Genomic DNA, 13675 nt, shown 5'->3' with positions numbered 1-13675 from the left:
TATGGGTATTGCAGTCGAGAATGTTTCTAAACAATTCGGCTCGTTTCGCGCTATCGATCGGGTGAGTTTACAGATTAAAACAGGCTCCCTCGTGGCGCTGTTGGGGCCTTCAGGGTCGGGAAAATCAACGTTACTGCGGATGATTGCGGGGTTAGAAGAGCCAGATGCGGGTGAGATTTGGCTGATTGGGGAAAATGCGACTAAAAAGCCGGTGCAAGAACGCCATATTGGTTTTGTGTTTCAGCATTACGCTTTGTTTAAACACCAGACAGTGCGGCAGAATATTGCCTTCGCCCTCGAAATCCGCTCTTGTGCCAAAAACTTTATTCGAGATCGGGTAGAGGAACTTTTGGAGTTGGTGCAATTGCAGGGTTTGGGCGATCGCTTCCCCTCGCAACTTTCCGGCGGTCAACGCCAGCGGGTAGCACTGGCAAGGGCTTTAGCCGTTCAACCCAGAGTTTTGTTACTCGATGAACCTTTCGGTGCATTAGATGCCAAAGTCCGCAAAGAATTGCGGCTTTGGTTGCGACAATTGCACCATGAAGTACAGGTAACAACCGTATTTGTTACCCACGATCAAGAAGAAGCAATGGAAGTTGCGGATGAGATTGTGGTGATGAACAACGGTAGAGTCGAACAAGTCGGCACTCCAAAAGAGATTTACGACAATCCGGCAACGCCTTTTGTGATGAGTTTTATTGGACCAGTAAATGTTCTACCCACTAACGCTGGTATTCTCACCAGCAATCGCCCAGTCAAGCCGACGGATCGAGTTTTCTTGCGTCCCCACGATGTTCTAATTCAGCCCAATGCGATCGCGGGTACCGTACCTGCTAAAATTGAGCGAATTATTTACTTGGGTTGGGAAATTAGGGTTGAGTTGGTATTAGAGTCGGGGCAGCAAGTAAATGCATACCTGAGTCGCGAAGCCTTCCAGAAACTCCAGCTAAATCCGGAGCGGCGCGTCTACCTTCAACCCAAGAATGTCAAAATTTTTCCAGCTTATTCCCTGACTTGATATCACAAGCAGAAGCGAGAGGGTGCATCTATTTTTTAAATTCCAGCACCATCGATAAATTCCTGAATCGCGCGATCGCTATTAATCTTGCCATTGTCTTGTCCGTTGATCTGGGTACCCGATCCTTGTAACTGTTCGACCTGCTGTTCTAAAGCCTTCACCCGTTCAAACAAAGCGCGAATCGCTTCTGCTTCTACGTCGGGCAGGTTATTATGCGCCAAAGTATTAGGAAATATCCAAATCGGCGATAATGTCCGGATCGGCGCAGCGTCGGTCGTGTTGCGCGATATACCGAGCAACAGCACGGTAGTAGGCGTTCCGGGGCGCATTATTCGTCGCGACGAGTTGAAGGATAATACTATCCAGGATTTATGCCAGCTGAGGGACGAGCGCAGACAGCAGAATCCGATGTATTATATTTAGCCGCTGGCTTCCAGCAGAGCGGCTAGTCGCCATACCACAACTAAATACAAAAAAATGTAACGAAATTTACCAAATTCCGAATTTCTTCGGGATCGCGGGTTAGGCTACGGATATACATCTAGTTAGTCAAAAGAACGCGATCGCGAGGAGTATCTATGGTTTTATCATCATTGCCATCCCTGGAAACCCCTTCACCTGCCCACATTTGCCCATTCGACCAAGCTTGCAGCTACCTGGAAGCGGCGGCGAAAGAATTACACCTCAGCCAAGGAATAATAGAAATTCTCAGCCACCCGCGCAAAGCTATCACGGTTTCGATTCCGGTGAAACTCGATAACGGCGAAATCCAAGTTTTAGTAGGACACCGAGTACAGCACAGCGACATACTTGGTCCCTACAAAGGTGGAACTCGTTACCATCCATCTGTAACCCTGCGGGAAGTTTCGGCGCTGGCAATGTTAATGACCTGGAAATGTGCATTGCTGGGCATTCCCTACGGCGGTGGCAAAGGCGGCATTGCGATCGATCCGACTCGCTACAGCGTCGGCGAATTAGAGCGAATTACCCGTCGTTACACCAGCGAATTAATTAAAGACATCGGTCCTGAGGTAGATATTCCCGCCCCAGACGTAGGCACATCCGCCCGCGAAATGGCGTGGATGATGGATACTTACTCGATGAACGTCGGTCATGCCGTACCCGGAGTCGTAACGGGTAAACCGCTTTCCATCGGGGGTTCCAGGGGAAGGGAAATGGCAACCGGACGCGGCGTGATGATTATTGTACGCGAGGCGCTGGCAACGCAAGGCAAGTCTGTTAAAGGCGCACAAATCGTTATTCAAGGTTTCGGAAATGTCGGCGGTGCGGCGGCGCTATTGTTACAAGAAGCTGGCGCTAAAATTTTAGCGGTTTCTGATGGACGCGGCGGCATCTTTTCTCCCACAGGTTTGGACATTCCAGCATTAAAAGCCTATTATGCCCAGAATCGCAGGAGCCTTGCTGGTTTTCCTGGCAGCTTACCCGTGACGAATGCCCAATTATTGGCGCTTCCCTGCGATGTTTTGATTCCCGCTGCGTTAGAGAATCAGATTACCGACGAAAATTGCGATCGCGTGCAAGCAGAAATGGTCGTAGAAGCTGCAAATGGTCCGGTAACTTTAGCAGCAGACCTGTCACTAGAGGCGCGAGGCGTTACACTTCTGCCAGATATCTTGGCAAATGCTGGCGGCGTTGTCGTCAGTTATCTCGAATGGGTGCAGGGTCTATCCTATCTATTTTGGGATGAAGAGCGCGTCAACCGCGAAATGGAACAATTGATGGTCAACGCCTATCAAAAAGTTGTCCAGCAATCGAAACAGCGGCAAATATCCCTACGGCTAGCAGCTTACACCATCGGCGTCGGTCGCGTCGCCCAAGCACTCACTGACCGAGGTCTTTATCCTTAATTGGTAATTGCTAATTGCTAATTGCTAATTGCTAATTGGTAATTGCTCGTATATTTCTGTAGGGGCGGGTTTTACCGATCGCCTTTGAGAACAACAAATAACTTAAATAAACCCGCCCCGTCAGATGCTCTAACTAACGCAAGTTGCTAGTTATAAACAAGGGCGTTGCTAATTGCTAATTGCTAATTGCTAATCTAGTATTTTTACTGACATTAGCCATTAGCTATTAGCTATTAGCCGCTCCTAGAGAGATAACTAGCAACTTGCGTTGATTGGTATTTAAAAAAGTTAAAAATTCAGGGTATTTTAACACGGTCTGACTCTAAACCCTACGTCTTAAAGGAGTATTCTTGCAAAGATATGACTATATCTTTGGAGAGTTGCGACGCTAACTATCAGACTACTAGCTTACAGATACCCAGGAATTTTTCCAGAGCCAAATCAGTTCCACTTCTAGAAGAACCAACCCCCAAGTTTGAGTTCCTCTAGGAGAGGGTATGATAGCATTTTCTTTTACTTCAATCCAGGGAGCAACCTGAAACCCCCTTGATTAAGATAATTGAATTTTTTTGACAATGTTGTATCGTCAGCCACAAAACCTACAGAAAATCTTAAAACGATGGAGATTTCCCCGCCTGCTGGGCTTTCTTCTGGCTGTTTTCTTAGGCATTATAGTTTTCGCTGGGAAAGTATACGCCCAGCAGGTAGTCACCCTGAACCTGTTGATGACCGCACCCGATGCCCAACCTTGGAAACAACGTATAGTCAGAGACTTCGAGGCTGAAAATCCAGGCATTCGCATCAATATTATCGAAGGACCAAATGCCACAAATTTGCTCGAAGACCTCTATACCTCGGCTTTTATCTTGGGTGAATCTCCTTATGACCTGATCAATATGGATGTCATCTGGACGCCCAAATTTGCTGCTGCTGGGTGGTTATTAGACCTCACCGACCGAATTTCCCCAGAAGAATTAGCAGCATTTTCGGCTAAAGATGTAGAAGGGGGACGTTACGAAGGCAGACTCTACAGAATTCCCATGCGTTCCGATGTCGGAATGCTCTACTACCGGGAAGACTTGCTCAGACAAGCAAGATTAAATCCTCCAGAAACGTTTGAGGATTTGATGCAAATTTCCCAAGCCTTAAAACAGGCAGGAAAAGCGAATTGGGGCTATGTCTGGCAGGGTCGCCAATATGAAGGATTGGTGGCAATGTTTATCGAAGTTCTTCAAGGTTTTGGTGGCTTTTGGGTCAATCCCAATACCCTGGAAGTGGGATTAGATAGACCAGAAACCTTAAAAGCAATTGAGTTTCTCCGCGACACCGTTGAAGAGGGTGTTTCCCCACCAGGGGTGACAACTTACCAAGAAGAAGAAACCAGACGTTTCTTCCAAAGCGGTCAAGCAGTCTTTTTGCGGAGTTGGCCTTATGTTTGGCCTTTAGCCAATCAAGAATCTTCACCAATTAATGGGAGAATTGCGATTCAACCAATGGTTCACGCACCCGGTCAAAGTGGTGCAGCTTGCTTGGGAGGCTGGGGTTTAGGAATTGCTAAATCTTCTCGCCATCCAGAAGCAGCTTGGAAAGCAATTCAATATTTTACTGGTCGCGAAGCACAGCGTCGATTTATTTTAACCGCTGGTTATGTTCCCAGCAGACGGGAATTATTTACAGACCCGGAAGTTGTTGCCAAATACCCCCACTATCCGCAGCTATTAGAGGTAGTGGATAAAGCAGTTTTACGTCCGCCTATTGCTCAATATGCTCAAACATCCGATATTTTGCAACGCTATCTTAGTGCTGCACTAACAGGCAGAATCAGTCCTGAAAGTGCAATGCAATCTGCTGCAAATGAAACCCGGCGACTTTTAAGGGCTAGCTAGTAGGGTGCTCTCTTCGGTAGCGTAACGCACCACCACACCAACAACGGTGCGTTACGCTGTCGAAGAGAGCACCCTACAATCTACTACAATCTACCATCCAAAATCTAAAATCCAAAATTCAAAATGGTTAACATACATACAATTCGAGGTCGGGAACAACGGACAGCCTGGATATTATTAATACCCGCATTGTTGCTGCTGTTGTTTGTCTTCGCTTATCCAATTGGACGAGCTTTTTGGTTGAGTTTATTTACTCAAAATTTGGGAACGAAGTTACAACCTGTCTTTTCTGGTTTTGATAATTACGCGCGGATGGCGGGGGACGGTCGTTTCTGGCAAACTTTTTGGCAGACAACAATATTCACGTCGGCATCGGTTGTGTTGGAACTATTGTTAGGACTGGGAATTGCCTTAGTCTTAAATCAGAAGTTTTTTGGACGCGGCTTTGTCCGCACGACGGCTATTATACCTTGGGCTTTGCCCACTGCTTTAATTGGTCTAGCTTGGGCTTGGATTTTTAACGACCAATTTGGAGTAGTGAATGATATTTTACTGAGGTTGGGTTTAATTCGCACGGGAATTAACTGGTTAGGCGACCCAACTTTGGCAATGTTGGCTGTAATTTTTGCTGATGTTTGGAAGACTACGCCGTTTATTAGTATTCTGCTGCTAGCTGGGTTGCAATCAATTTCTCCCGACCTCTACGAAGCCCATTCAATTGATGGCGCAACTCCTTGGCAAAACTTTACTCGAATTACCCTGCCATTGCTGATGCCGCAAATATTAATTGCCTTGCTGTTTCGGTTTGCTCAAGCTTTCGGAATTTTCGATTTGATTGCTGTAATGACGGGGGGTGGCCCTGGAGGCGCGACGGAAGTAGTGTCGCTGTATATTTATTCTACAGTGATGCGCTACTTAGATTTTGGCTATGGTGCAGCCCTCGTTGTGGTGACATTTATGTTGCTGGTTGCAGCAGTTGCGTTCGCCAGCTTTTTGCTAAACAAATCTCGCATCAGTTATTAGTCATTTGCTACTAGCTAATTTCCCCCGAATCAACCAAAACAATTATGACTGTAATCCCACAAAAACGCCCAACAAGAGAGTCCAAAATCAACAGGAAAAAAATCTTGAGGTTGTTAGGAATTGCCGTTGTCCTATTCTGTCTAGCGCCGGTTTTATGGCAATTGCTAACTTCATTCAAGGTAAATGAAGATATTGCCGCCGTTCCTACTGTCTATGTTCCGACTCGATACACTTTCAATCATTACATTGAATTATTCACCCGTCGTCCGTTTTGGCGCTATATTTTAAATAGTGCCTTTGTATCGATTACTTCCACTGCCGTTGCTTTAGCAATTGGAGCGCCTGCTGCTTACGCTCTGGCAAGGTTACGCCCTTGGGGTGGAAAAGTTATCCTCGCAGGTGTCCTGATTGTTACTTTATTTCCAGGTATTTTGTTGTTCTTGGGACTGTTGGAAATTATCCAAGCGCTGAGATTGGGCAACAACTATTTGGCGCTGATTATTCCCTACACCGCCATCAATTTACCTCTGACAATTTTGGTGCTGCGGAGCTTTTTCCAGCAATTGCCAAAAGATTTGGAAGATTCGGCTAGAGTAGATGGCTATAATACGTTTCAAATGCTCTGGGAAATCTTACTGCCGATGACAATTCCGGCTTTAGTAACCACCGGGATTCTTACGTTTATTTTTGCCTGGAATGAGTTTATCTTTGCCCTCACGTTTATGACTCGTGAAGAACTGAAAACAATTCCTGTAGGTGCTGCTCAGTTAGGTGGTGCATCAGTATTTGAAATTCCTTATGGTCCGCTCGCCGCTGCGACTGTCTTGGGAACCTTGCCTTTGGTTTTACTGGTTTTGTTCTTCCAACGCAAGATTGTCCAAGGTTTGACCGCTGGCGCTGTCAAAGGATAGAGTTTTGCACTAATGGAGGTGGAACCTCCCAGATTCGTTCCCTGCTTTGACCTGGGAACGAGAAACGAGAAATTCAACCTCCCATGATTCATTCCCTGCTTTGACCTGGGAACGAGAAATCCAAAATCTTTCCATCCAAAATCCTTGCATAGAACAATGGCTAGACTCGAACTCAAAAACTTAAATAAGACTTATACTCCCAAAGTTATTCCGGTTAAAGATGTTAGTTTAACCGTGGATAATGATGAGTTTCTCAGCTTGCTTGGGCCTTCTGGTTGTGGTAAATCTACTATCTTGCGTTTGATTGCAGGTTTGGAGGAACCAACTCGCGGTCGAATCTCGATTGGGGGTGAGGATGTTACTTATAAAAGACCGGGCGATCGCAATATCGCAATGGTATTTCAAAGTTACGCCCTGTATCCTCACATGAGCGTATACGATAACCTCGCCTCTGGACTCAAATTGCAAAAAACTCCACCAGCAGAAATTCAAAGGCGCGTCGCAGATGTGGCACAGGTTCTGGGATTAGAAGAGTTAATGAACCGCAAACCCGGTCAAATGTCTGGGGGACAAAGACAGCGGGTTGCTGTGGGTCGTGCTTTGGTGCGTCGTCCCCAGGTATTCTTGTTGGATGAACCGCTCTCGAACTTGGATGCGTTGCTGCGGGAACGAGTACGCGCCGATCTCAAGGAACTGTTCGCCGCCCAACATGTCCCGGTAGTCTATGTTACCCACGACCAAACCGAAGCAATGACGCTCTCTACCAAAGTGGCGGTGCTGAACAACGGCTTAATTCAACAACTAGATTCACCTGAGCGCATTTACAACCATCCGGCGAATCAATTTGTGGCTGGATTTGTGGGCAGTCCTCAGATGAATTTACTGATGCTGCATTGTCAAGGAAGTTACGCGATGCTAGGTGATTCCCGCATTCCTGTCCCGGATTTATCCACAATTTTGCCGCAAATTGTCTTAGGAATTCGTCCGGAACATGTCCGCATTGCACAACCAGAAGATACCAACACAATTCGCGGTCGAGTGTATCTGGTGGAAAATTTGGGGATGCACTATTTGGTCAGCGTGCGAGTTCCAAATTCACAAGCAGAACCAATTTCAGTGCGTGCTTTATTACCAACAGATCGGAATTGGAGTGACGAGAATATAACTTTGGCATTACGACAAGAGCATATCCACTGGTTTGATGTTCAGACTGGTGATGCTGTTGCTAGAAGGCAAGTGGGGATGGCTAATTGCTAATTGCTAATTGCTAATTGCGGGTTTTACACAGTAGGGACACGGCATAATTAACGTTATCTGTTTTTTTCAGACATCTATAATGCCTTGTCCCTACATATGCGACAGACGTTATCCCTGGGACACGGCATAATTAACGTTATATTTTTTTACCAATCCAGAACACAATGCTGACAATAGCTTGATTTATGTCGGCACGATCCGAACCAGTTTTGCCTTCTAAGCTATGCTTGTAATAACAAATCCTGATTAATTACCCCCAATATTGTATAGACCGCGTAGGCGGTCTTTGAATGCAATAGTCCCACGCTTCAGCGTGAGGGATATTGGGGGTCATCTGATTCTAAGTAGAGCGTTACAGGATTGACACATCAGCTTCATATTAAAGTCATAAAGGCTTGTCATGATTAAATTAATCTCTCTCCTACCCATCCTATAAGGCAAGAGGCTGGGTGTCGCAATTTCCTTTCCTCAAACAGGTTAACATTTATAGCCCGGTTACTCCGGGCTTATTTTTTTAGCTGAAAAGCGGCAGCGAAATCACCAATTCTGTCCCAATTCCTGGAGTAGAAATACAACTCAATTCACCCCCGTGTTTGTCCACAACTATCTGACGACTGATAGATAAACCCAATCCCGTGCCTTTCCCCAATCCTTTCGTTGTAAATAACGGCTCAAACATGCGTTGTTTGACTTCTTCCGACATTCCCAAACCATTATCTTCGATCCTGACGATCGCTCGCCGCGCCGCTGCTGAATATTCGGTGCGGATAGTAATAGTATTGGGATTAGCTGCTATTTCCTCGTAACAATGACTTTCGCTATACTCATCAAACGCATCAATCGCATTGGAAATAATATTCATAAACACTTGGTTGAGTGGTCCGGGATAGCACTCTACCAAGGGCAAATCTCCATATTCTTTGAGCGCTTTAATCTCAGGGCGATTGTCGTTTGCTTTCAGTCGATGCTTTAAAATTAACAGGGTACTATCGATGCCTTCGTGAATGTTAACTGCTACTTTAGCACCAGTATCGGAACGGGAAAAGTTTCTTAAAGAAATACTGATTTGATTAATGCGATCGCTTGCCACTTTCATCGATGAAATTAGACTGGGCAGGTCCTCCAACAAAAATTCTATATCTATCTCTGACCCATGTTCTTCAATTTTATCCCCTGGATTGGGAAACTGCTCCTGATAAAGTTTCAAATGTTCAATTAAGTATTGAATGTATTTTTTAGCGTGGCTAATATTACCAGTGATACAGCCGATAGGATTGTTAATTTCGTGAGCCACACCTGCCACTAACTGACCCAGTGCAGACATTTTTTGTTTTTGAATTAAATTAAATTGGGCTTGTTGCAATTCTTTCGTTCGTTCTTCTACGCGCTTTTCTAACTCTTGATTAAGCTGCTGCAATGCCACTTCTGCATGATGGCGCTCTTTAATTTCTTGTTTAAGCAGCAAGTTTTGTGCGGCGAGTGTTTTAGTTAATTTTTGCAGTTTCAGATGCAGCTTTACCCTAGCTAAAACTTCTTCATTTTGAAACGGTTTTGTGATATAATCCACTGCCCCTAAATTCAAACCTTTAACTTTATCTATCGTTTCAGAAAGCGCGGTCATAAAAATAACGGGAATCTCTTTAGTTAAGGGATTTGACTTGAGGCAGCGGCAAGTTTCAAATCCGTCAATACCGGGCATCATCACATCTAATAAAATTATATCCGGTAGGGCATATTCCACTTTTCGGATTGCACTTTCCCCGTCTCGCGCCACCCAAACTTCAAAACCAGCGTCATCTAGTAGATCGGAGAGCAATCCTAAATTTGCTGGATTATCATCAACAATTAAAATGATATTTCCATCAGCTAATTCACCGTTCATAGACGATTGTACTCCTGACGTTACATAAACCTGGCGTTCGCTTACCATATTTTTGATTAACCCCCTAAACTTTCTCGTCTTTAATATATTGACTAATCAACTCCAATAGTTCTTTTTCCTGAAATTCTTTTGCCAATTGACGCAACTGTTCAGTAAACGGTACAAACCGCTCATCCAACTGTTCCCATTTTGCCGCTTCTCGGATAATTGCTTTCATATTGCCTTTCATCGCCAACTCAAGTAGATGCTTCATTTCTGCTAGCGGCGGAGTGATTAATTGGTGAGTTGGGATTTGGGATTTGGCAGAAACGGTAGTTTGATTTTCCCTTAACTCGGTTATTCCTGGCATCAGGGATTCCTCGTAAATCCATTGCAAGTTTAAATACTTCTGTAGTTTTTGCAGTAAAGCTTCTGCTTGCACTGGTTTAGGAAGAAAATCGTTGCAACCCGCCTCCAAACTCTTATATTGGTCGGTTTCAAACACGCTAGCTGATGAAGCAATAACCACCACTTGTTTAAATTCCGGTATTTGACGCAGGCGTTGCACCATTTCAAAGCCATTTAGCACAGGCATTACCAAGTCGGTAATAATTAGGTCTGGTTTGAAGTTTATAGCTGTTTCCAACCCTGACTCACCGTTTGTTGCTTCTGCCATTTCAAAACCTATTGGTTCTAGCATATTGACTAAAACCGAGCAATTTTCCCACCGATCATCCACTACCAAAATTTTCCGCTTTCTGCCATTAAAGCCGATAATTTTTCCTAGTTCAACAACTGTGGCAGTTTGTCTCCATTCTGCTGCTTCAGGTAAATCCAAATCTATCCAAAAAACGCTACCAACACCGAGTTGGCTGTTTACTTGGATAGTACTGCCCATTAATTGAACAATTTTTTGGCTAATTGGCAATCCCAGTCCGGTTCCTTCTGTCTGTCGCTTGCTATCTCCTACTTGATCGAAGGGTAAAAATATCTTTTCTAATTGCTCTGAACCTATACCGACGCCAGTATCTTCGATTTGGCAGCGAATTTTATTAATTGGTAATTGGTAATTGGTAATGGGTAATTGGCAATAGGTAATTGGTGAATTGTTATGATTATCGATTACCTCTACTTTAAAATTAACGCTACCTTTTTCGGTAAATTTGATGGCATTGCCGAGTAAATTAATTAATACTTGTCGCAGCCTTTTCTCGTCAGCATGTATACCTGTGGGCAGTTTTGAACTGGTTTCGTAAATAAAAGCGATGCCTTTTTGTTCGGCTTTGATGCGGCATATTTCGGCAACACCTTGGAGAAAGGCAGGGAAATGAAAATCTGTCGGATAGAGTTCTAATTTCCTGGCTTCGATTTTAGAAAGGTCTAAGATATCGTTAATTAAGGTGAGCAGGTGCGAACCGCATTGATAAATAATGCCGATGCCGTTGAGTTCTTTTTCGCCTAGAGTTTTTGAGCGTTGTAAGATTTGGGCGTAACCCAAAATGCCGTTGAGCGGTGTTCTTAATTCGTGACTCATGTTGGCTAAAAATTCGCTTTTAGCCTGGTTGGCAGAATCAGCCGCTTCTTTGGCTTCTTTTAGTTCTGCTGTGCGTTGTTCGACGCGAATTTCTAACTCTTCGTTTGTTTTTTCCAGTTGACTGAAAGATTCGCGCAACTGGTGTGCCATTTGGTTAAAAGCTTGAGCTAATACGCCTAGTTCGTTACGGAATTGAATAGTTACCTGGACGTCTAAATTCCCATCGCTAATTTGAGCAGCAGCATCGGTGAGATTTTTTAAGGGTGAAATAATCCGTCGAGAAAATAAGAATCCCAATCCTACTGCTCCCAGCGTTGCTAAAGAAAGCGCGCCTACCATTACTAGGATTTGGTTGCGGATGGGAGCGTAAGCTTCGGCGGTGGGCAATTCTACAACTACGCTCCAGTTTACACTTCTGACTCGAGCGATTGCCCCCAATACTTCCACACCCTTTAGCCCCCGATAAACTAGGAGAGATTTTGTTTCTCTATCCGCGAAATTCCCAATAAACGGACGAGCTGAAATGTCTTCTAGCTTAAAGTCTTCCTCGTGATTATTTTTTTGGGCGATGACAACATTACGACGATCGATAACGTAAGTATATCCCGTTTTTCCTACAGAGGTTTGCGACACAACAAAATCGAGAAATTTTAGATTAATTTTAGCGATTAAAACTCCATCAACTTCATCTTTTTGATTGCGGATTGGCACGGCAATTGTCGTGACTAACTGGTTAATTCTGCGGTCAATTTCTGCGGGAGCGACGTAATCTTCTTTTTGTGTAAAGGAGCGCAAAAACGCGGGAGAATTTGCCAGATTACCCGGTTCATCCAGACCGTAAGGCGAAACAACAGCGACCGGATTGCCCTGACGATTAATAATTGCTACCATTTCGTAGGCGTCATTGTGGCGGGTTAAGCCTTCTAGCAGATTATGCTTGATCTCGTGAGGCAGGTCGGTGAGTCCGCGAATTCTAGCTAAGTAACCAAGTTTCCTGTGTAAATCGTCGATGTAAGCATTGATTGTTTCAGCCGCCGTTTGCGAGCGCGCAATTTGTAGCAATTTTGACTGATTTAATTGCGTTTGCCAGCTCTTGTAAATCAAAATTCCCCCAGCAGTCAACAAGCTGGATACTACCAGAGAGACTAAGCCAAAGCGTACTTGGTTAGCAATTGAAGCCGTTAGGCCCCAACTGGATATACCCTTGCGGCTTAATTCCTCTTGATGCAACTTGCCTCCGGGGTTCAATTTACCCTTGAAACGTCTAGTTTGCCACTCAAAATATCAGCTTGAATCTGATTCACCCTTGCTGCTTGTGCGGGACTTAACAATCCCCGAAAAGGCGCTAACTCATGAACTTTTTCTCCCATCCCAAATCTGTATAGCTTACCCTCCCAACGTCCTTGTTTCACCAGGGTAACACCGTTGAAGATGAGCAACGGTATTCGCTGAATCACGCTGGTTAAAATTTTACCAGGAGCTAGGGCATACTGGTCTTCAACCCATCCAATCCCATACACTCCCGCTGTTTGATCTACGACTTTTATAGCACCATTCCCTGCCTTATCGGCATCAATTGCCAGCACATCTGCGCCAGAAGCAATTTGATTTAGCGCCACTGTTTTTGCTTTGTCCTCGTCTAACCAACTGCCCACCCAATTAATTAATACTTTAACTTTTGGATTAATTGCTTTAGCACCCCGTTCAAAGGCGAGCGCTTCTTCTTCGGTGCTGGTATACTTCTCACCTCCCATGTAAGCAATGCGATTGGTTTTAGTTTTTAGCGCCGCTACAACCCCTGTCAGGTATCCCATTTCGCTGTAACGGAAGGCAATCCCGCCCAAATTTTTATTGTTACCTGCGTAAGGTTCTATAACTGCAAATTTAATCCGGGGAAATTCACTTGCCACTGTTTTGGATGCACTTGTATAACCGCCACTATGGGCGATAATCAGGTTGAAATCGGCTTGAGCAAAGTAGCGCAAGTATTTTTCCGCTTCTGTGCCCTGGCTGTTTTCAACATAAGCAATTTTTGCTCCAAACTCTTTTTCAACTAACGTTAATCCTTCATAGCCTGCCTGACTCCAGCTTTTGTCGTTAATCAAGCCAGGTAAAACCATTGCCACGCTGAAGTCGATCTTGGGTTCTAAATCTTCAGAAGTTGGCGATTTTTCTGTATTTGCGCCTCCACAACTGATGAGAATAAAAGTGAGAAAACTCACGATTACATATTTTGTCAAAGATTTTTTTCGGCGCATTTCGCTGGTTTAATAAAAACCTATAGTTTAATTTAATCCTTGATCGATCGCGAGGATGG

9 protein-coding genes and 1 pseudogene are annotated in these 13675 nt (G+C 44.6%); 7 read left to right on the top strand and 3 right to left on the bottom strand.

Going from position 1 to position 13675, the window contains the following annotated elements; all coding sequences use genetic code 11:
* Window position 1 precedes the first annotated feature (1 nt).
* The 7 genes and pseudogenes from ACE1CM_RS18595 (at window position 2) to ACE1CM_RS18565 (ending at window position 7963) form a co-directional block, all read left to right on the top strand.
* Entirely contained in the window at window positions 2-1018 is a 1017-nt protein-coding gene (locus tag ACE1CM_RS18595; protein ID WP_374879173.1) for a sulfate/molybdate ABC transporter ATP-binding protein, read from the top strand.
* Between the two features lie 216 nt (window positions 1019-1234).
* Window positions 1235-1384 (top strand): annotated as a pseudogene (locus ACE1CM_RS18590) (serine acetyltransferase); the annotation flags it as partial.
* A 212-nt stretch (window positions 1385-1596) separates the two neighbouring features.
* Window positions 1597-2886 (top strand): Glu/Leu/Phe/Val dehydrogenase, encoded by a 1290-nt coding sequence (locus ACE1CM_RS18585; protein WP_374879171.1) that lies wholly within the window; start codon window positions 1597-1599, stop codon window positions 2884-2886.
* Between the two features lie 575 nt (window positions 2887-3461).
* Window positions 3462-4772 (top strand): ABC transporter substrate-binding protein, encoded by a 1311-nt coding sequence (locus ACE1CM_RS18580; RefSeq protein ID WP_374879170.1) that lies wholly within the window; start codon window positions 3462-3464, stop codon window positions 4770-4772.
* Between the two features lie 123 nt (window positions 4773-4895).
* The gene (locus tag ACE1CM_RS18575) at window positions 4896-5795 is read left to right on the top strand and encodes a carbohydrate ABC transporter permease (protein ID WP_374879168.1); all 900 of its coding nucleotides are present in this window, start codon (window positions 4896-4898) and stop codon (window positions 5793-5795) included.
* Between the two features lie 44 nt (window positions 5796-5839).
* Window positions 5840-6706 carry a carbohydrate ABC transporter permease gene (locus tag ACE1CM_RS18570; RefSeq protein ID WP_374879167.1) on the top strand — a complete coding sequence of 289 codons (867 nt, stop codon included), beginning with the start codon at window positions 5840-5842 and terminating at the stop codon, window positions 6704-6706.
* Between the two features lie 156 nt (window positions 6707-6862).
* Window positions 6863-7963 (top strand): ABC transporter ATP-binding protein, encoded by a 1101-nt coding sequence (locus ACE1CM_RS18565; RefSeq protein ID WP_374879165.1) that lies wholly within the window; start codon window positions 6863-6865, stop codon window positions 7961-7963.
* A gap of 514 nt (window positions 7964-8477) precedes the next feature.
* Here ACE1CM_RS18565 and ACE1CM_RS18560 read toward each other — a convergent pair.
* The 3 genes from ACE1CM_RS18560 to ACE1CM_RS18550 all read right to left on the bottom strand — a co-directional run bounded on the left by ACE1CM_RS18560 (window position 8478) and on the right by ACE1CM_RS18550 (window position 13580).
* Window positions 8478-9845 (bottom strand): response regulator, encoded by a 1368-nt coding sequence (locus tag ACE1CM_RS18560; RefSeq protein ID WP_374879163.1) that lies wholly within the window; start codon window positions 9843-9845, stop codon window positions 8478-8480.
* A 64-nt stretch (window positions 9846-9909) separates the two neighbouring features.
* Window positions 9910-12462 (bottom strand): ATP-binding protein, encoded by a 2553-nt coding sequence (locus ACE1CM_RS18555; RefSeq protein ID WP_374879285.1) that lies wholly within the window; start codon window positions 12460-12462, stop codon window positions 9910-9912.
* A 140-nt stretch (window positions 12463-12602) separates the two neighbouring features.
* The gene (locus ACE1CM_RS18550) at window positions 12603-13580 is read right to left on the bottom strand and encodes a BMP family protein (RefSeq protein WP_374879161.1); all 978 of its coding nucleotides are present in this window, start codon (window positions 13578-13580) and stop codon (window positions 12603-12605) included.
* Window positions 13581-13675 lie beyond the last annotated feature (95 nt).

This window comes from Microseira sp. BLCC-F43 (genome assembly GCF_041929235.1).
GTDB lineage: Bacteria > Cyanobacteriota > Cyanobacteriia > Cyanobacteriales > Aerosakkonemataceae > Microseira.
Note: the sequence above shows the minus strand (reverse complement) of the source record. Positions and strands in the feature narration are given on the sequence as shown.

Excerpts from the sequence above, each read along its gene's own strand:
- ACE1CM_RS18595 (WP_374879173.1), top strand. The coding sequence starts at position 2 with ATGGGTATTGCAGTCGAGAATGTTTCTAAACAATTCGGCTCGTTTCGC.
- ACE1CM_RS18585 (WP_374879171.1), top strand. The coding sequence starts at position 1,597 with ATGGTTTTATCATCATTGCCATCCCTGGAAACCCCTTCACCTGCCCAC.
- ACE1CM_RS18580 (WP_374879170.1), top strand. The coding sequence starts at position 3,462 with ATGTTGTATCGTCAGCCACAAAACCTACAGAAAATCTTAAAACGATGG.
- ACE1CM_RS18575 (WP_374879168.1), top strand. The coding sequence starts at position 4,896 with ATGGTTAACATACATACAATTCGAGGTCGGGAACAACGGACAGCCTGG.
- ACE1CM_RS18570 (WP_374879167.1), top strand. The coding sequence starts at position 5,840 with ATGACTGTAATCCCACAAAAACGCCCAACAAGAGAGTCCAAAATCAAC.
- ACE1CM_RS18565 (WP_374879165.1), top strand. The coding sequence starts at position 6,863 with ATGGCTAGACTCGAACTCAAAAACTTAAATAAGACTTATACTCCCAAA.
- ACE1CM_RS18560 (WP_374879163.1), bottom strand. The coding sequence starts at position 9,845 with ATGAACGGTGAATTAGCTGATGGAAATATCATTTTAATTGTTGATGAT.